Source organism: Anaerobacillus sp. ABA4_114, from assembly GCF_056159065.1.
Map to the genome: position 1 here is coordinate 910,790 of NZ_JBSWUM010000001.1, position 18,436 is coordinate 929,225.

25 protein-coding genes are annotated in these 18,436 nt (G+C 41.7%); 18 read left to right on the forward strand and 7 right to left on the reverse strand.

The genetic code is table 11. The features are described 5' to 3' along the window. Position 1: 1 nt before the first annotated feature. Complete coding sequence (locus ACXAEY_RS04425) at positions 2–106, forward strand: methionine/alanine import family NSS transporter small subunit (protein WP_270179893.1); 105 nt, start codon at positions 2–4, stop codon at positions 104–106. A 30-nt stretch (positions 107–136) separates the two neighbouring features. Here the strand turns inward: ACXAEY_RS04425 and ACXAEY_RS04430 are convergent, their stop codons facing one another. Continuing rightward, the gene (locus ACXAEY_RS04430) at positions 137–1,129 is read right to left on the reverse strand and encodes a M23 family metallopeptidase (RefSeq protein WP_442865125.1); all 993 of its coding nucleotides are present in this window, start codon (positions 1,127–1,129) and stop codon (positions 137–139) included. Between the two features lie 181 nt (positions 1,130–1,310). Here ACXAEY_RS04430 and lipA point away from each other — a divergent pair, with 181 nt between their 5' ends. Further along, on the forward strand, positions 1,311–2,198 hold the full coding sequence (gene lipA / locus ACXAEY_RS04435) for a lipoyl synthase (RefSeq protein WP_474810668.1): 888 nt from the start codon (positions 1,311–1,313) through the stop codon (positions 2,196–2,198). Between the two features lie 33 nt (positions 2,199–2,231). Here lipA and ACXAEY_RS04440 read toward each other — a convergent pair whose 3' ends face one another. Then, positions 2,232–2,891 (reverse strand): YhcN/YlaJ family sporulation lipoprotein, encoded by a 660-nt coding sequence (locus ACXAEY_RS04440; RefSeq protein WP_474810669.1) that lies wholly within the window; start codon positions 2,889–2,891, stop codon positions 2,232–2,234. 124 nt (positions 2,892–3,015) lie between these two features. On the opposite strand from ACXAEY_RS04440, the gene ACXAEY_RS04445 reads away from it, so the two are divergent. Continuing rightward, positions 3,016–3,321 (forward strand): YutD family protein, encoded by a 306-nt coding sequence (locus ACXAEY_RS04445; protein WP_270179889.1) that lies wholly within the window; start codon positions 3,016–3,018, stop codon positions 3,319–3,321. Between the two features lie 23 nt (positions 3,322–3,344). Here the strand turns inward: ACXAEY_RS04445 and ACXAEY_RS04450 are convergent, their stop codons facing one another. Then, positions 3,345–3,620 carry a hypothetical protein gene (locus tag ACXAEY_RS04450; protein ID WP_270179888.1) on the reverse strand — a complete coding sequence of 92 codons (276 nt, stop codon included), beginning with the start codon at positions 3,618–3,620 and terminating at the stop codon, positions 3,345–3,347. Between the two features lie 49 nt (positions 3,621–3,669). After that, positions 3,670–3,942, reverse strand: a complete 273-nt coding sequence (locus tag ACXAEY_RS04455) for a DUF3055 domain-containing protein (RefSeq protein ID WP_270179887.1) — start codon at positions 3,940–3,942, stop codon at positions 3,670–3,672. A gap of 142 nt (positions 3,943–4,084) precedes the next feature. Here ACXAEY_RS04455 and ACXAEY_RS04460 point away from each other — a divergent pair, with 142 nt between their 5' ends. Together ACXAEY_RS04460 and ACXAEY_RS04465 are read left to right on the forward strand one after the other, a co-directional pair. Beyond that, entirely contained in the window at positions 4,085–4,528 is a 444-nt protein-coding gene (locus tag ACXAEY_RS04460) for a DUF86 domain-containing protein (RefSeq protein WP_474810670.1), read from the forward strand. Between the two features lie 57 nt (positions 4,529–4,585). Beyond that, positions 4,586–5,350 (forward strand): TIGR01457 family HAD-type hydrolase, encoded by a 765-nt coding sequence (locus tag ACXAEY_RS04465; protein ID WP_474810671.1) that lies wholly within the window; start codon positions 4,586–4,588, stop codon positions 5,348–5,350. A gap of 35 nt (positions 5,351–5,385) precedes the next feature. Here ACXAEY_RS04465 and ACXAEY_RS04470 read toward each other — a convergent pair whose 3' ends face one another. Then, positions 5,386–5,883, reverse strand: coding sequence for a phosphatidylglycerophosphatase A family protein (locus ACXAEY_RS04470; RefSeq protein WP_270179884.1), 498 nt, complete (start codon positions 5,881–5,883; stop codon positions 5,386–5,388). A gap of 167 nt (positions 5,884–6,050) precedes the next feature. On the opposite strand from ACXAEY_RS04470, the gene yutH reads away from it, so the two are divergent. After that, entirely contained in the window at positions 6,051–7,052 is a 1,002-nt protein-coding gene (gene yutH, locus ACXAEY_RS04475; protein WP_474810672.1) for a spore coat putative kinase YutH, read from the forward strand. Between the two features lie 43 nt (positions 7,053–7,095). Here yutH and ACXAEY_RS04480 read toward each other — a convergent pair whose 3' ends face one another. Further along, positions 7,096–7,323 (reverse strand): NifU family protein, encoded by a 228-nt coding sequence (locus ACXAEY_RS04480; protein ID WP_270179882.1) that lies wholly within the window; start codon positions 7,321–7,323, stop codon positions 7,096–7,098. A gap of 206 nt (positions 7,324–7,529) precedes the next feature. Here ACXAEY_RS04480 and ACXAEY_RS04485 point away from each other — a divergent pair, with 206 nt between their 5' ends. Continuing rightward, positions 7,530–7,835: a DUF1462 family protein gene (locus tag ACXAEY_RS04485; protein ID WP_270179881.1), complete on the forward strand. Its 306-nt coding sequence runs from the start codon at positions 7,530–7,532 to the stop codon at positions 7,833–7,835. 37 nt (positions 7,836–7,872) lie between these two features. On the opposite strand, the gene ACXAEY_RS04490 is transcribed toward ACXAEY_RS04485, so the two are convergent. After that, a complete protein-coding gene (locus ACXAEY_RS04490; protein ID WP_474810673.1) occupies positions 7,873–8,937 on the reverse strand; it encodes an NAD(P)/FAD-dependent oxidoreductase in 1,065 nt (354 codons plus the stop codon). Between the two features lie 220 nt (positions 8,938–9,157). Here ACXAEY_RS04490 and ACXAEY_RS04495 point away from each other — a divergent pair, with 220 nt between their 5' ends. The 11 genes from ACXAEY_RS04495 (at position 9,158) to ACXAEY_RS04545 (ending at position 18,428) form a co-directional block, all read left to right on the forward strand. Then, a complete protein-coding gene (locus ACXAEY_RS04495) occupies positions 9,158–9,376 on the forward strand; it encodes a YuzB family protein (protein ID WP_270179879.1) in 219 nt (72 codons plus the stop codon). 234 nt (positions 9,377–9,610) lie between these two features. Beyond that, on the forward strand, positions 9,611–10,834 hold the full coding sequence (locus ACXAEY_RS04500) for a NupC/NupG family nucleoside CNT transporter (protein WP_474810674.1): 1,224 nt from the start codon (positions 9,611–9,613) through the stop codon (positions 10,832–10,834). Positions 10,835–10,942: 108 nt separating this feature from the next. Continuing rightward, positions 10,943–11,182 carry a hypothetical protein gene (locus ACXAEY_RS04505; RefSeq protein WP_270179877.1) on the forward strand — a complete coding sequence of 80 codons (240 nt, stop codon included), beginning with the start codon at positions 10,943–10,945 and terminating at the stop codon, positions 11,180–11,182. A 21-nt stretch (positions 11,183–11,203) separates the two neighbouring features. Then, entirely contained in the window at positions 11,204–12,061 is an 858-nt protein-coding gene (gene dapF, locus ACXAEY_RS04510; RefSeq protein ID WP_474810675.1) for a diaminopimelate epimerase, read from the forward strand. Positions 12,062–12,139: 78 nt separating this feature from the next. Then, positions 12,140–12,337, forward strand: a complete 198-nt coding sequence (locus ACXAEY_RS04515; protein ID WP_270179875.1) for an aspartyl-phosphate phosphatase Spo0E family protein — start codon at positions 12,140–12,142, stop codon at positions 12,335–12,337. A gap of 73 nt (positions 12,338–12,410) precedes the next feature. Beyond that, positions 12,411–12,767: a HesB/IscA family protein gene (locus ACXAEY_RS04520; protein ID WP_270179874.1), complete on the forward strand. Its 357-nt coding sequence runs from the start codon at positions 12,411–12,413 to the stop codon at positions 12,765–12,767. A gap of 141 nt (positions 12,768–12,908) precedes the next feature. After that, positions 12,909–13,658: a sugar phosphate isomerase/epimerase family protein gene (locus ACXAEY_RS04525; protein WP_474810676.1), complete on the forward strand. Its 750-nt coding sequence runs from the start codon at positions 12,909–12,911 to the stop codon at positions 13,656–13,658. A 128-nt stretch (positions 13,659–13,786) separates the two neighbouring features. Then, on the forward strand, positions 13,787–14,776 hold the full coding sequence (locus ACXAEY_RS04530) for a LacI family DNA-binding transcriptional regulator (RefSeq protein ID WP_270179870.1): 990 nt from the start codon (positions 13,787–13,789) through the stop codon (positions 14,774–14,776). Positions 14,777–14,849: 73 nt separating this feature from the next. Continuing rightward, positions 14,850–16,160: an ABC transporter substrate-binding protein gene (locus tag ACXAEY_RS04535; protein WP_270179869.1), complete on the forward strand. Its 1,311-nt coding sequence runs from the start codon at positions 14,850–14,852 to the stop codon at positions 16,158–16,160. Between the two features lie 66 nt (positions 16,161–16,226). Next, complete coding sequence (locus ACXAEY_RS04540; RefSeq protein WP_474810677.1) at positions 16,227–17,570, forward strand: carbohydrate ABC transporter permease; 1,344 nt, start codon at positions 16,227–16,229, stop codon at positions 17,568–17,570. A 30-nt stretch (positions 17,571–17,600) separates the two neighbouring features. Beyond that, entirely contained in the window at positions 17,601–18,428 is an 828-nt protein-coding gene (locus ACXAEY_RS04545) for a carbohydrate ABC transporter permease (RefSeq protein ID WP_270179867.1), read from the forward strand. Positions 18,429–18,436: the final 8 nt, after the last annotated feature.

Sequence of the window (18,436 nt, forward strand, 5' to 3'; positions counted from 1 at the left end):
TATGGGTGGTAGCGCAATTTTCATGATGATTGTTGGGATTGTCATTATATGGGGAGGCCTTGTAGCAAGCATCTTAAATGCTGTTCGAGTCTCTAAAAACCAATAGATCAAAAAAGGAAGAACTAACGTTGTGGCGTTAGTTCTTCTTTTTGTATGATCGCTCTTGTCTTTCCCACAACCGTAATGATGGATAAGGGTCGTAGGACCATTCGGTTCTACCATTATCTTTATAGATGCCATAGTGAAGGTGAGGAGGGAACTTACCAGCAGTGCCTTTTGGTCCATAACCAGAACTACCTACATAACCGATTATTTCCCCTGGCTGTACGACACTTCCTTTGTCGATCCCTTTTTCAAAGCCATTCAAATGCGCATAGTAGTGGTAATTTCCGTTTATGTCTCGAATTCCGATTCTCCAACCTCCATATCGGTTCCAACCTTTTGTTTCAACTGTTCCATAGCTTGTTGCTTTAACAGGAACACCGTACGAAGCAAAGATATCGGTTCCTTCATGAATGCGAAGTCCTCCCCAGCCTCGACGATCCCCCCACGTACTGCGATAGCTGTAATTCGCAGTTAACGGTACTGGAAAGGCATGTTTCTCGAGCTTCAACGTATTGAACGTTTTATAAACTAAGCTATTGCTTGTGATTGTTCTAACGGCTTGATCTCGCTGATAGTAGTCCCACAAACCAATACGAATATCTTCCATATCCGTCCCATACTGTTGTAGAAACGAGCCTATCGTAAAGAGCAAGTCTTCATCATCTGTTCGTGTTGCTTTGCCATCTTCATTTCCATCTAAACCGATCCCTCCAAAGAAAGAGATCGCTTCTGGGGATGAGTCATCTTTATTTGGGTTAGTAGCTCCAGCCCATTTCTCTGGTGAAATGTTGATGGCGATCGACCCGGTTTCTCTAGGAATATCATTTCGAGATCTTCTTATGCTTCTTTCGTATTGATCTATTCCAGCAAAGACGTACCATGGAAGTTGCGTAACAGTTTCCATTTTATTAAACAGCATCATTCGTGTCTTTCTTAACTCGTCTTCATTTTGCTCATTAGCAGAGAGATTCGCAGGGAATAGGAAAAAAAGTATAAGGATAAGAAAGCTGTATTTTCTCACGATTCTTCTCCTTTCATTATGTTGTCGTTATGTATAGTGTGGTTTTACAGTGGTAAATCATTATGTCTAAATAATGGAAGAGAAGCCTGGGACATTCGTCATTAGATTCAGACTTTTCCTAGAAAAATTCACCATACGTATGTTATTCTTTAATACAGAAAAGCAGTTTTAGGGGGACACAATTATGACGAAAAAAGAAGAACATCTACGGAAACCGGAATGGCTAAAAATAAAATTAAATACGAATGAAAACTACAAGGGTCTTAAGAAGATGATGCGTGAGAAGAACTTACATACCGTCTGTGAAGAAGCGCGTTGTCCTAACATCCATGAGTGCTGGGCTGAGAGAAAAACAGCAACATTTATGATTCTTGGTGATGTGTGTACGCGAGCTTGCCGTTTCTGTGCGGTTAAGACAGGATTACCAACTGAGCTTGATTGGGCAGAACCAGAGCGAGTGGCGGATTCCGTGCAGATGATGGGTCTTAAACACGTCGTTATCACAGCAGTTGCAAGAGATGATTTAAAAGATGGTGGGGCTGCTGTTTTCGCAGAAACCGTACGTGCCATCAGAAGAAAGAACCCTTTCTGTTCAATCGAAGTGCTTCCATCTGATATGGGCGGTCAATTTGAAGCTCTGAAAACATTGATGGATGCAAAACCTGATATTATGAACCATAATATTGAAACGGTTGAAAGATTGACTCCAAGAGTCCGTGCTAGAGCAAAATACCGCCGTACACTTGAGTTTTTACAACGTGCGAAAGAAATGAATCCAAACATTCCAACGAAATCAAGCATCATGCTAGGTCTTGGGGAAACGAAGGAAGAAATTATTCAAACGCTTGATGATCTTCGTGCTCATGACGTTGATATTGTGACATTAGGGCAGTACTTACAACCTTCAAAGAAGCACCTGAAAGTAATGAAGTACTGGACACCTCAGGAATTCTTGGAATTGAAAGACATCGCTCTTGAAAAAGGATTCAAACACTGTGAATCAGGTCCGATGGTACGTTCTTCTTACCATGCTGATGAACAGGTTAATGCTGCAAAAGAAGCTACAAATTAATTAAGAAATCGGCCCTGAATGAGGGCCGATCTTTTATTCATTCTTCATTTCTTTTCCACGCATGTCGTTTAATTCGTCGTTCGATTCACCGACCATCTCACCGTTTTCGTTCTCTCCATCATTTACTTTTTTCCCTTGTGGCGCTTTTTTCATTTGAGCGATCGTCTGATCGATGCTCTTGTCCATTTGACCATTTGCAGCAGATCCATTTTGATAGCGTTCGATCTCTGGGATGATTCCTTCCATATCAGAAACGTACACATGGTAATACCTAGGAATTACGGAAAGAGCTGTTTTCTTAACTTGGTCAGCAGTAGCGTCACGATTTTTTGTTGTTGATTTATACCCGATCAATACTTCTTCGTCGGTTACAAGAACAGCAGTGTCATGTACGTAAGGCAGCTCGACCGCCATAGAACTGATCATCTCAGCTAAACGATCGCGATCAAGGTAAACAACATTTGATGGTTTTTTTGCTGAGTTCATGTTGTTTGTGTTTCTAGAATGACGCACATAACCAAATGAGCCTTTTCTTGCTTTTTCCTGTGTATTCGCATGGTTCATTCCGTATTCATCAGGGTCGGTTTTAACCGGTGATAAGTCCGCATGGTCGAACGGGTCTGTTGCCTGCTCCCCTTGGCAAGCAGCTAGGCCAAACAAAAGCGGAACGATAAGCAGGGTTTGCTTTTTCAAAAGATTCACCTCCATAGTGTTATCATCACCGATTGTAAGATCTTTTTTCCTAGCAATACTTGGACATTTGGAATAAAAAAGGTATGATTATCTTAACGAGCCATATCAAAGTGAGGGAAGTAACATGATAAAAGTTAATCAACACTCCTATGAGTTGGTAAAAGAAGAACGGGAGGGCTGGAACGAGGAAGCGTTTCAAAATCGTTACAGCGAAATCCTCGATAAATATGATTACATCGTTGGTGACTGGGGATATGGTCAATTAAGGTTGAAGGGATTTTTTGAGGATCGCAACCAGAAAGCCACATTCGATACAAAGTTCAGCACGGTTCTTGACTATCTATATGAATATTGCAATTTTGGCTGCCCTTATTTTGTGTTAAAGAAGCAGAAGAAAGAGAAAACCAAAAAGCAGTATCAAGAAGCATAACCCTCCAAAGGTGGAGGGTTTTGTTATGCTTTATAAGGTTTTTCAGATTCACGATCCGGATCATCGTGAGGAGGATGTGATGCAGGATCTTGACGAGGAAGCCCTTGGTGAAGGTTCTTGTTTTCGTAGTTAAACGCACTGTATGAGCGTTGCCCTTCTTTCCAGGGAGTCGTTTTACCTAGCTTTTTATTCACCGGAGAACCATAAGGACCTTCAGGAGTATCCTCTGGAAGGACATAGTTTCTACCTTTTTCAACATTTGCAAAATCTGTATACGTTTCATCATCATCGTAAAACATGAAAAAACACCACCTTCATCAGGTAGTGTATTCATAATGAAATTATTTATTAAACGAGTGCGCCACGAAGAAATTCGCGAAGTTCTTCTGCATCTTCTTCATTAAGCGTATAGGCATGTTCTAAGTATCCTGGTTCATCGAGATCATCTTGTCCAACGATCGCAAATTTTCCACCTTGAATATCTAATACGAGGGACTTTCCATAAAATCGATCTGATTTCACGATGCACAAGTCAAACCGATGATTATGTCCCATAAAACAAATGAACCTTGATTCCGTGCTTTCCTTTTCATCATAAATGAACTGATCATCTTCTAACATATTCTACACCCTCTCTTAACTTTATCAGTTTTTATCCTTATCATACCAGACTCTGAGGCATTCTCAAATTCCCGATTAACTGATATCTCATTCGAGATTATGATAAACTATATTCAGTTCTCGTCGAAGGTAGGGGATATGAATGTATTTTGTAGATCGTAAGAAAATCGAAGAACAGCTTATCTTTCTTGAAAATAACCTAACGCTTCTAAAGGAAAATTCTTTCCAAACCCCTCTAGAAAAAGTAGCGTTAGAAAGACTTCACCATGTATTTATCGAAAGCATCATCGATGTTGGAAATACGATTATCGATGGGTTCATCATGAGGGATCCAGGAAGCTATGAGGATATCATTGAAATTCTTACTGATGAAAAAGTGATTCCAGCTACGAGCAGTGATGCGTTAAAGCAAGTCGTTGCAAAGAGAAAGTCGCTTATGCAGGAATTTACCAGTATAGACCATGACGCTCTCTTTACGAACTTAACGAACAACTTACGTGTGCTAGAATTATTTCCAGAACAAGTGAGAAGATATTTAAATGAAGAACTTGGTGCTGTTTCAGCTTTTATGCCTGAAGATTCATAGAAAATGCTAACCGCTTTCATTGTGAAAGCGGTTTTTAGATAAGTGGAGGTAGACATGATGAAAAAGTATAAAGGATATTTGATCGATTTGGACGGTACGATGTATCGTGGCACAGAAAAGATACAAGAAGCTGTAGATTTTGTGAAAAGGCTAGAAGTAGCAGGAATTCCATACTTGTTTGTGACGAACAATTCTTCAAAACGAAAAGAACAAGTAGCAGAGAAGCTTGTAAACTTTGGCGTCCCTTGTACAAAAGAGCACGTATTTACCACGAGCATGGCGACGGCAAGCTATATTTCTAATGAAAAGAAAGGTGCTTCCGTGTATGTGATTGGCGAAGAGGGAATTCGTGATGCCTTAACGGATGAAGGCCTAACCCTACAGGACGAAAACCCAGATTATGTAGTGGTCGGAATCGACAGGGAAATTACATATGAAAAATTAGCGAAGGCATGTATCGCAGTTCGTAACGGTGCAACATTTATCTCGACGAACGGTGATATCGCAATACCGACAGAAAGAGGACTGCTTCCAGGCAATGGCTCCTTAACAGCAGTTATAACTGTGTCTACAGAAGTAGAGCCAATTTTTATCGGTAAGCCGGAACCAGTGATTATGGAGAAAGCGCTCAAACAGCTTGGAACGGACAAAGATGAAACGCTAATGGTTGGGGATAACTATAGAACAGATATTATGGCAGGTATTCAGGCAGGGATGGATACATTACTTGTCCACACGGGTGTTACAACGAAACAGCATTTAGAAAGTGTAGAAAAAGCACCGATTTATACCGCAAACTCACTAGAAGAGTGGGAAGTATAGCTGAAAATGCCCTAGGCGACCGCCTAGGGCATTGTTTAGTTAGACTCTGTTGAACGATGGGCAAGACGGCTTGAAGCGGCAGCGGCAATTGCTCCTACTATATCATCGAGGTACGTGTGACAACTTCCTGATGACTTATCGTTTAATTTCTCGAGAATTCCGGGCTTTAATTTATCGATATATCCATAGTTGGTAAAACCGATCGATCCGTATACGTTTACGATCGATAGCGCAATAATCTCGTCGACTCCGTACAATCCTTCGTCTTTCATCAATATATCTTGAAGAGGCTGATCGAGCATATTCTTTTCAGCGAGCTCATCGAGCTGGATGCCCGTAAGGACTGCGTTTTGTACTTCTCTTTTCGATAGTACGCGATCAACGTTTGTTCTACATTCATCCATCTTTAGGTTAGGGTGATATTTTACTTGCAGGTAATACACTAGTTCTGCGATATCCTCTAATTCTACTCCTCGTTCTTTTAACTTCGATCGAGCAGCTTTCTCTACAGCATCTACAGGTTTTTCGCCCATTCTTGTCCCACCTAACTTTATAGTAAATTGGTATTGTTGTTTGGTTAGTTTTATTAGTATATGGTTAGAAGTTGTGAAATATGACAATTGTTAGCACCCATAATTCATACACAAATTGGGCGGTCGGGCATATCTTACATATATATGACGCAACGTGGAGGGCGAAGATGCTAGAGCGAGAGCTATTTCACCAGTACGGAATCGTGGTCAATCATGTATATCGAGTGAACGGTGGATACGTACTTCAGACCACAGAATTGGGTGAATGTATCCTAAAACGTGCAGAAACAGAAAGAGAAGAGGATTTCCCCTGGTACGTCCTCATCTCACAATATTTTAATCAGCAAAATGAGCCAACACTACTACCTATCTCTACAAAAAGGGGGAGGTACATCGAGACGATTGGGAACGAAGCAGTTACGCTCTATCAGCTGCCGTGGAAAACACGCACGATCAGAGAATCTGATGGTCATCGTTTAGCACTCCTTCATCGAAAAGGTGGGAATTTACTAAATAACTATAGTGAGCTTCCAGAAGTTCAACCATGGCAGCTTAGGTGGCAACGACGAATCGATCAGTTAGAGGCTTATCGATTTACGTTGATGAAGCAAGAGCAACCGTTAGGGGAGTTTGACACGTTGTTCATCGAGACGTTTCCTTATTATCTGGGGCTTGCTGAAAATGCGATACAGTATCTTGTCGACGCTTCGATCGATGCTGGCGTGAATCCGTTCGATGTAAGAACATTGGTTTTCAGACGATTTAATGCTCAAAACATCGGAGGTACTGACTTTCTATTGCCATCAGAATTCATACTCGATCATCCTGCGAGAGATCTTGCTGAATGGACACGATATAAGCTGTTTGATGAGAGAGCGGGATATGATGAAGTGAGATCATTTATTTTGGAGTATCATCAAAGAAGATCGATGAGTGCGATGGAATGGAACTTGTTGTATGCGCGTTTGTTATTTCCGATCACGTATGTGGAGGCGATCGAACGTTATTATAGTGAAGAAAACCTTAAAGAAAAACAAGAGATTACCCACATGCTACAAAACTATGTAGACCGTGAAGGAGAGCGAGAGTATTTGTTCAAAGGGGTATTCAGTGAGCTGATCGGTGAGCGGGGCAATACGATGAGACAAATCGAATGGTTGATGTTATGAAAAATTCCCTCCAAATGTTGGAGGGAATGAATTTTGTCGGTTATTAAAATACCTGTTCAAGTTCAGTCACGCCTGGGACTTCTTCAAGAAGTGCGCGCTCGATTCCTGCTTTTAGAGTGATTGTGGAACTAGGGCAGCTGCCGCACGCTCCCATCAAACGTACCTTTACCACGCCTTCTTCGATGTCTACCAGTTCTACGTCTCCACCATCACGTAGGAGGAATGGACGCAGTTTGTTAAGTACATCCTGGACCTGTTCGTGCATATTCATCGACTCCCTTCATACTTTCATTATACTAATGATTAGCGAAAAAATCTATGTGCTATCGCGGAATGATAATTATTATCACTATAAATTTATCATGCAAATAGACGACAAGCAATAACGAATTAAAAAAAGGCGAATGCTTCTTTTCGTTCTATAGAGATTGAGGTACAATAAAAGCAACAGATGGTATAGAAAGGGCGTTTTGCATCATGGAAGAAGTGCTAGTGTATGGAGCAGGTGAACGTTGTGCAAGCTGTGTCAACCTCCCATCTTCAGAAGAAACGGCGGATTGGTTACAAGCCGCGTTATCCCGTAAATACCCGGAACGAGATATTTTAGTACGCTATATCGATATATTCGGTGAACTTGAGGGCGCAGAAGCTGCTTTTGCATCAAAAGTGATCGAAGAAGATCTTTTCTATCCTGTGGTCGTTTACCAACATCAAATTGTTTCAGAAGGTAACCCTCGTTTAAAAGATCTATATGCAGTACTTGATAAGCGTGCGACAGCGTAAAGTAAAAAGGTCAGTGGGGAATCCCACTGACCTTTTTTTATCCATTATGATTTTTGTACATCCATAAAATACCTGATTTAAGAAGTCGAGGTACTCTTCCTGTTAAAGGTCTGTTTGCCATGACCCCAAAACCGTGCTTGCTCCCAAGTGAACCGAGAGTTCCTTTAACTTTGATCGCTGGTAAAGATGGCAATGATTCTTGCTTCCATTCTTTCTGAAGGACGAGGGCGATTTGTTCCGCTTGCTCTTCAGCTAGTTGAGCACTTGGAGAGAATGGAAGACTCGCGCAGTCTCCTACAACGAATGCGTTTGTATGACCAGGTATTTTGTGATGTGAATCCAGGGTGATGCGGCCCTGAGCGTCTTTCTCTACATCAAGATCACGAACTAATTTGTTCGGTTGAATTCCAGCAGTCCACACGATTGCATCACAGTGGACAGGGTCTCCGTGATTATAAAGGGTATTCGGTTCGACCTGTGTAATGTTCGATTCACTTACGACGGTAACATCTCTTTCTTCAAACCACGATTGTACATAGTTTCCAAGACGATCAGGAAATGCGGAAAGTATCGTTTTCCCACGGTCAAACAGTTTGATTTCGAGATCAGGGCGGCTTTCATGCAGTTCACTAGCAAGTTCAACGCCACTTAGTCCCCCGCCTACAATCCCAACGACAGATCTCGCACCAAGGTTATTCAAGACCTCGTACGCTCTTCGAGAAGCATCGATCGTTTGAATACTCATCGTATGTTCTTTCGCACCTGGTACATTGTGGTACTTATCTTCACATCCTAAACCGATCACAAGAGAATCGTAGGGTAACGGTTCATCGTCTTTAAGCGAAACAACATTTTCTTCTAGATCGATCCCTGTAACTTCCCCATACTTGACTTCGAGGTTTGGGTGCTTCGGAAATTGAACGCGAATATGATGGTCACTTGCTGTCCCAGCAGCAAGCGCGTAGTATTCTGTTTTTAAACTATGGTATGGATTACGGTCTACTAGCGTTATCGTTACATCTTTCGGTACATCTTGAGCAAATAATTTTTGGAGTATACGCATGCCGCCATATCCTCCACCTAAAAGCACTAGCCTTTTCATTAGAAATTTCCCCTTTATAAGACATATTCAATAACGCTGCATCCAAATTAGTAATTTTAAGTAATAAAATGATAAGGAAATGAAGGAAGTAAGATGATACACGCGTTATAATGTTAGATAGAGTTTATTTTCGATCTGCTTCGACAGTTAAAAGTATAGCGAAACTGCCACTTTTCTACAATATGAATTCTGAAAACGATTGTAAGGGGGATATTTACGTTTGCATACGATCGAGTTTTGCAAAGGGAACTTAAGAAACAATAAGAAAGTTTGGAAAGCGCTAGAAAGTTATGGAAATGTTGAGCTTGTAGACTACGGGTGTCTTGGGTATTGTGGGAACTGCTTTGAAGAATCTTTTGCTATTGTAGACGGGGTTTTGGTAAGTTCAACGGATGCAGATCAACTTTTGGATAAAATACTTTCTGCTCTAGAATTATAAAAATAAATCCTTTTCATAAAAACGATATGTGTTATAATGACAAAGGTCAAAAGAAGTCTGATAGAGAGAGAACAGGCTTTTTCTTTTGCGGCTTTTGCGAAAAATGTCGAATTTTTCAAAAAACGTTTGTAAGCGCTGTATCCAAACTTTTGATTTATATATGCTTTCTTATAGGAATGAATTGGGTACGCTAAGCTTATGACTGGTACGAATATTAATTAAGGGGTGTAAGACATGCAAATATTATGGGGTTTAGGCGGTATGGCTGTTCTATTCGCTATCGCGTTAATCTTTTCAACGAATCGTAAAGCGATTAACCTACGCACTGTTTTCGGTGCACTTGCGATTCAAATAGCATTCGCATTTGTAGTTCTTAAGTGGGAAGCTGGTAAAGCTGGTCTAAAATGGCTATCGCTTCGTGTACAAGATATTATTAACTATGCGAATGATGGAATCACGTTCCTATTCGGTGGTTTGATTGGTAATGAGCAAGTTGGATTTATTTTTGCTTTCCAAGTACTAACGATCATTATCTTCTTCTCTTCTTTGATTTCAGTTCTTTACTATCTTGGAATCATGCAGTGGATTATTCGTCTACTAGGTGGAGCGATTTCTTGGGCACTTGGTACGAGTAAAGCAGAGTCACTATCTGCTACAGCGAATATTTTCGTTGGACAAACAGAAGCACCGTTGGTTGTAAAACCATATTTAGATAAAATGACAAAGTCAGAGCTATTCGCTGTTATGACTGGTGGTCTTGCATCAGTAGCCGGCTCTGTGCTTATCGGGTACTCACTACTAGGTGTACCATTGGAATACTTACTTGCAGCAAGCTTCATGGCAGCGCCTGCAGGTCTATTGATGGCAAAGCTAATCATGCCTGAAACGGAAAAATCAGAAACAGCTGATAAGATCAAGATGGAAAGAAACGAAGATCATGTAAACGTTATCGATGCAGCTGCACATGGTGCATCAGACGGTCTAAAGCTTGCGCTTAACGTTGGTGCGATGCTACTTTCTTTCATCGCTTTGATCGCACTTCTTAACGGACTTATCGGTGGAATCGGTGGCTGGTTCGGAGCTGGTGACATTACGATCGAACAAATTCTAGGTTACGTATTCTCTCCTCTAGCGTTCGTAATCGGTGTACCTTGGCAAGATGCTGTACAGGCTGGTAACTACATTGGACAAAAACTTATTCTTAACGAATTCGTAGCATTCTCTTCTTTCGGACCAGAAATTGGTAGCGGAAGCCTTTCGGATAAGTCAGTTGCAATCATCAGTTTCGCTCTTTGTGGATTCGCAAACTTCTCATCTCTAGCGATCTTGCTAGGCGGACTTGGTGGACTTGCTCCTAAACGTCGTCCGGAAATTGCTAAATTCGGTATGCGTGCGATCCTTGCAGGTACGCTTGCAAACCTTCTTAACGCAGCGATCGCTGGTATGCTTATCTTTTAATTTGAAGCCTCTTTTATAGAGGCTTTTTTTCTTTTAGTGCGGATGATTGTATTTTGCATTTTTTGTTGTATACTTGTTTCAATAACTGACATGGGGAGGCGAGCACGCATGACGAGCTTTAACCATACACTGCCATATGACAGGATGATGGGCGACGTTTATGTGAATGAATGCCCTTTTTGTCATAGTGAAAATGTATTGACTCCTATGACCGAAAGAGACTTTGAACAGGGATTACAAGAGATTAAAACTCGATTGGTAATGCCTTGCTGCAATGGTAAGGTTCATATTGTAAAAATAGATGATGACTATTTTTGGACAACTCAAGCTGTTCGAAAAAGCAATTAAGATATAGAAAGAGTGAAATCATTGCCTGAAATTACGTATACAAAAATGCACGGATTAGGAAACAACTACATTTATATCGATCTGTTTAAGCAACACTTAGATGAAGAGCGGCTGTCGCAGTATGCGATCGATATGTCAGACGTACATACTGGCATCGGTTCAGACGGCATGATCTTGATTTGTCCTTCTGAAAAAGCGGATGTTAAGATGAGGATCTTTAACAAAGACGGGTCAGAAGGAAAAAACTGTGGAAATGGACTGCGGTGCTTAGCAAAGTACGCATACGAGCATCAAATCGTTAAAGACACATCATTTAAAATTGAAACCCTCGGTGGCATTGTTCAAGCTGTTGTGCATGAAGAAAATGGAGAAGTAGGGTCTGTCACGATCAACATGGGGATTCCTAAATGGACGAAAGGGAGCCTTCCGATGGTAGGAAATCCAGAAGATGAAGTGATCGGGGAAACTGTTCACTATGACGGCACACCTTTTACCATGACAGGCGTTTCGATGGGCAACCCACACATGGTGATGTTTGTAGACACTATTCATGAAGCTCCTTTAACCACTGCTGGGCCATATTTCACAAATCATGAGCTATTTCCTGAAAGCATCAACGTCGAGTTCGTTGAAGTGATTTCAAAATCTGAATTTCACTTTCGCGTATGGGAAAGAGGATCTGGCATCACTCAAGCTTGTGGAACAGGAGCTTGTGCAGCCGTTGTAGCCGGTGTGTTGAATGGACATACCGAAAAAGGGACGCCTGTCACAGTTCATTTAGCCGGCGGAGACCTCGAGATCACATGGAAAGAAGATGACCATGTGATGATGACAGGACCAGCGACGACGATTGCTACGGGAACGTATTTTGCCTCTTAACAAATTTAAGTATGTTTGTTAATAAAAGGATATTCATGTAGAATGGAAGGAGGTACTTATAGAGAGGGGACGCAGGCATTGGACGGTATTGAAATCCAGCAATACAATGACGAAATTGAATCTCTACGAACGAAAATGATGCAAACCGCAGTAGCGATGGGCTTGAACCATCCAAAAGTTCTAGAGTACAGTCAAAAGCTTGATGAAAAGCATAATCTAATATTGCAGATAAAATATAAACAGCGTTCTGAAGAAATGAGTGTATCTGCCCGATAAGGTCGGATTGTTGAGCTAAAAGACTAAGCGCGGTATACTAGAAGTAGCATTATGGTGAAATGGAGGGATACGTATGATCCATTTATCTGAAGCTGCAGCAGCACAGGTAAAAGAAATGATGAAGCAAGAAGAAGGTGACACCCTTTACCTGCGCGTCGGTGTGAAAGGTGGAGGCTGTACTGGCCTAAGCTATGGAATGGGCTTCGACACAGAAATGAACGACGATGATCAAGCGCTCGAACCACAACATGGCGTCACGATTATTATGGATAACGAAAGCGCACCGATCTTAAACGGTGTGCAGATCGACTATAAACAAAACATGATGGGCGGCGGGTTCACGATCGAAAACCCGAACGCGATCGCATCATGCGGCTGCGGTTCTTCGTTTAAAACAGCGACGAACGCTGGTACGCCTGAGAATTGTTAATAACTTTACCTTCCCTTACGTAGGGAAGGTTTTTTTATTTGAGAAAGGATTTCGACAAATTATCTAGAACTCTGAACGTGAAGGGGTGGAAAACATTTCTATCCCTTACGTTTTGTTTCGTAGAGAAAGGAGCATGTCAAAATGAATAAGATCGGCGTACAGCTTTACACGCTAAGAAATGAATGTGAAAAAGATTTTTTCAAGACTCTCGAACGGGTAGCTGGAATCGGCTATGAAGGTGTTGAACTCGCTGGACTATACGGAAAACGACCGGAAGAAGTAAAGGAAAAGCTGGATGAGCTTGGTTTAGATGTGGTCGGTCACCATGTTCCGTTCGAATGCATCGAACAGGATCTTGAACAGGTTATTTATGAGCAAATGAAGCTCGGAAATACCCGAATCGTTTGTCCATGGCTCCCTTCTGAAATGAGAAATGAAGAGAGCTATCAACACGTTGTTGACGTATTAAAAGAAGCGGCAGGAAAATGTGCCGAGCATGGTATGTCGATCTCCTACCATCATCATGATTTTGAACTTGAGAAAGAAATGAAGAACTCACCACTCGCCATGATTCTAGATAGCGATAGCACGATTCAAGCAGAGTTCGATATTTACTGGCTGCAAAGAGCAGGGCACGATCCGATCGAATGGTTACAAACATACAAGGGACGAACGCCGGTCGTTCATCTGAAGGATCGTTCGGATGACGCGAATGAAGACACGGTTATTTTAGGAACGGGAAATATTGAGATTGAAAAGGTTCTTGAAGTGGGTCCAGCTAGCGGCGTACAGTGGTGGGTCGTCGAACAGGACGAGTGTCAGTTAGATCCGATCGAAAGTGTGTCTCGAAGCTACCGTTATTTAAGAAAAGTTGAAATAAAGAGCGAATAATCGTGAAAATTTTCTAAAAATAGTCTTGAAGGAGTAAAAAAGATGGGGTACAATGAATGCAATCGATTCCATGTAATCGATTACAAAAAACGGGGGGAGGCTATTGAGCTTTCTGGGGAGGTTAATTGATGGCTACAATTTCAGATGTCGCCAAACAAACCGGACTTTCGAGTGCGACAGTATCTCGCGTCATAAATAACTATCCTCACGTATCGGAAGAGAAGCGAAGGCTTGTACATGAAGCGATGCAAGAATTAGGTTATTTTCCTAATACCTCAGCAAGAAACTTAAGGAATAGGAAGACGAATCTAGTAGCTGTACTGATACCGAGACTAACGAATCCATTTTTCACAACGATCCTTGATGGGATCGAAAAGGTTGCAGAGGAAAAAGGATTTCAACTGCTCATTTGCCAAACACAGTCTAGCAAGAAGAAGGAATTGGACTTTCTTACGTTATTAAAGACAAAGCAGGTAGATGGGGTAATCTTCACTTCGATCGAAAATGATTGGAGTAAGATCGAACCATATACTGAATCTGGTCCAATCATTCTATGTAATGAGTATCACCGGGATGCAACCGTTCCGATCGTTCGTCTTGATCAAGCCTATGGAAGTTATTTAGGCACTCGTCATCTGATTGAGAGAGGTTACAAGAAAATTGCATTTTGCCACGGTTCTAAAAGCGGTCTTTCAAATGATCGCCGTAAAGGATTTGAGCGTGCCATTGCAGAAGCTGCACTTCCACTCAACCAAGAATGGGTATTCCATGATACATATACTATGGAAGATGGCAAAAAGGTGCTAAAAAAAATCATAAACCTAAAGAATCGTCCAACAGCGATCTTTACAGGTGGAGATGAAGTTGCTTCAGGAGTATTGAAAGAAGCAAAGCGCCACGGACTTAAGGTCCCAGAAGAACTTGCAATTTTAGGGTTTGATGATCAGCCTATCGCTAGTTTGATAGAACCTGAGCTCACAACGATCCATCAACCAGGAGAAGAGATTGGTTCACGAACGATGTCTGTATTTATCGACTGTTTGAATGGTGTGATCGAACGTACGCAACAATCGGTGATTGAACTACCGATCTCACTTGTCAAAAGAAAGACAACTTAAGACACACTTTTTTGAAATCGATTACAATTATTTATGAAAACGATTTCAACAATTAAAAGGAGGAATTTCTATCATGCGTTTTTTGAAGAACAGTAAGCTGTTGATCATTGTAATGGCCTTTATTCTTGTGTTATCCGCTTGTGGATCTAATTCTACTTCAAGCAACAGTAACTCTAATTCAAATGATGAAGAAGCGAAGACAGATGAAGAACAAGTAACGATCGTCTATGCAAGAGGTAAGGATGCGACGGGTGCAACCGATGTTATGGTTGAAGAATTCATGAAGCAAAATCCTAACATTAAAGTCGAGTTCCGTGAAATGCCAACAGACACAGGTGCACAGCACGATGCATATGTAACGATGCTTAACGCTGAATCATCTGAAATCGATGTGTTCGATATCGATGTTATCTGGCCTGCTGAATTTGCTCAAGCTGGATACGTACTACCTCTAGACCGTTTCATTCAAAAAGACGGAATCAACATGGAAGATTATAACCAAGGACCAGTGTCAGCTGCTACGTTTAACGGGAAGCAGTGGGCGATGCCTAAATTTATCGATGCTGGTATGCTTTTCTATCGTTCTGACCTAGCTTCTGAAGCGCCAAAAACGTGGGATGACCTTATGGCACAAGCATCTGAACTAAAAGGCCAAGATGGAACACAGTTTGGTTACTTAATGCAAGCGAAGCAATATGAAGGACTTGTTACAAACGCAGTTGAGTTTGTTGCATCTTACGGTGGAGAGTTCATCGATGAGAATGGTGAAGTGGCGATCAACTCACCTGAAGCGATTAAAGGTCTAAGCAAGATGGTTGAAATTGCAAATGCTGATTTCGTTCCAGATAACATCACAACGTTTACAGAGCCAGAATCTCATACTGCTTTTATCGAAGGACAAGCACCATTTATCCGTAACTGGCCTTACCAATATTCACTAGCTAACGATGAAGAGCAATCTAAAATCGTTGGAAACGTAGAAGTAGCACCACTTCCTGAAGGCGATGCTGGTTCAGCAGCTGCACTTGGCGGCTGGATGGCTGCGATCAATAACTACTCTGAGCACCCTCAAGAAGCTTGGGAGTTCTTAAAGTTCATGACTGGTCCAGAAGGACAGAAGATCGATGCGATCGAAGGTTCTCATGCTCCAACACTTCCAGCACTATTTGAAGACGAAGAAATTATTGAAGCTAACCCATTCTTTGGTGAAGAAGGATTCCAGAACGCACTTGAAGGTGCAGTGTCTCGTCCGGTAGCTCCAAACTATCCTGAAATCTCTGAAATCATCCAGATCAACGTATCGAAAGCGATCTCTGGTGAATTAACTCCAGAAGAAGCTGCAGCTGCGATGGAGAAAGAGATGAAAGAAAAGCTAGTCAAGTAAATCTAAATGAACATTAGCCTTCATATGTGTGAAGGCTAATGTCTTTCATAAGGGAGGAGCGGCGGCATGCCACAAACGGATATTGATCCTCATAAGCCTATTAAAGTTGATAAGAAGACGAAAAAGAAGAAAAGTGATGCAAAAGTAGGCTACTTACTTGTCGCGCCTGCATTGCTTTTAATTCTAGCAATCTCGATTTGGCCAGTTATTCAATCCTTTTATTTTAGCTTATTTGACCTTAGGTTGAACGATCCGACGAAATCTTCTGTGCACCTCGATTATCAGCTCGACATGGACCGCTATTTACAGAACTACCCGTTCTTAATCGGGGCGATCGATTCAGAAATCAATAAAGGCAATGCAGCAGGTGAGCTTGGTGAAATCAAAGCGACGCTCGAAGATTTGGATGGTCGTATCCAAGAGAAGCCAAAAGCTGCTGAAAACTATGATTTAATCAACGAAAAGCTCGATAACTTTGAAAACATTCCAGAAGATATGAAATATGTTGAAATCGAAGAAAGTGTTGCTGAAGACTTAGTAACTTCAGTGAAAGATATCAATTCGGAGTTAAAAGCGATCAATGGAGCAGGAGAGCTTGAGCAAGGCGATAAAATCGTTGGCCTCTCTTCTTCACTCAACGATATTGTCGTTGAACCGAACTTTATCGGCTTCAAACATTACCAAGATAATTTCAGTGATAGTCGAATGTGGAAAGCGCTTTGGAACACCGGTGTATTTACGTTCATTTCCGTCTTAGCTGAACTGATTCTTGGACTCGCAATCGCATTATTGATCAATAAAGCATTTATCGGTAGAGGACTTATCCGTGCGAGCATCTTGATCCCATGGGCAGTGCCAACCGCCGTAGCCGCTCTTATGTGGAAGTTCTTGTATGATGGTCAGAATGGTATCGTTGCAAAGCTATTTGCTGACGTCGGCTTAGTAGAAAAGATGACTGTCCTCTTGACGACTGATACGGGCGCGATGTTCTCCGTTATCTTTGCAGATGTTTGGAAAACAACGCCGTATATGGCCCTACTTATTCTTGCTGGGCTCCAAACGATCCCATCTTCTCTTTACGAAGCGGCGTCGATCGATGGAGCGAACAAGTGGAAACAGTTCTTAACCGTTACGCTACCACTTTTAAAAACTAGCATTCTTGTAGCCCTTTTATTCCGTACACTTGATGCGTTCCGAGTGTTCGACTTGATCTACGTATTGACTGGTGGAGGTCCAGCAAACTCAACTGAAACGATATCGATTCTAGCTTACAAGGTGATGTTCTCACAAACAAACTTTGGTGAAGGTTCAGCACTTTCCGTTATCGTCTTCCTCTGTGTTGCGATCATTTCCGCTATCTTCATTAAATTACTTGGATCTGAATTAATCAAGGACGGTTCTGGAAAATAATGAGTGAAATCGAGAAGGAGGCCAAGTAAAATGAATAAGAAAGCGGGACCATTATTTTACGTTTTTCTAGTGTTATTTGTATTTGTCGTCATGTTTCCATTCTTATGGATGCTTGCGAGTTCGATTAAACCATTGTCAGAGCTATTCGGGGAAAAAGCCTTTTCTCCATTTACATCTAATCCGACTCTGCAAAACTATGTATCCGTTTTCGTAGACTATCCATTCATGCGCTATCTATGGAACAGTTTCGTTGTAGCGGGGATCACAACCGTGTATACCGTACTTGTGGCATCGTTCGCAGCATATGCGATCGCACGCTTAAACTTTCGCGGGAAGCCGATCATCCTCGGTGTTGTGCTATCCGTATCGATGTTCCCGCAGATTGCAACCATTTCACCGATCTATATTTTCTTGAAGAATTTAGGTCTTACAAATAGCTACCTTGGATTGATTATCCCTTATACAACGATCACGCTCCCACTATCAATTTGGATTCTCGTAACCTTCTTTAGGAAGATTCCATTCGACCTAGAGGAAGCTGCTAGAATCGACGGCGCATCACTATGGCAGACCTATTGGAAGGTCATCATGCCTCTTGCAGTGCCTGGGATCTTCACGACAGCGATTCTAGTTTTTATCGCAGCATGGAACGAGTTCTTATTCGCCCTAACCATCAACACGGCGGATAAGTTTAAAACGGTACCAGTTGGAATCGCACTCTTCCAGGGACAATTTACGATTCCTTGGGGAGAAATCTCAGCTGCAACAGTTGTCGTTACTGTTCCACTCGTCATCATGGTACTTATTTTCCAGAGAAGAATCGTATCTGGTCTAACATCAGGATCTGTAAAAGAATAGAGAAAAGG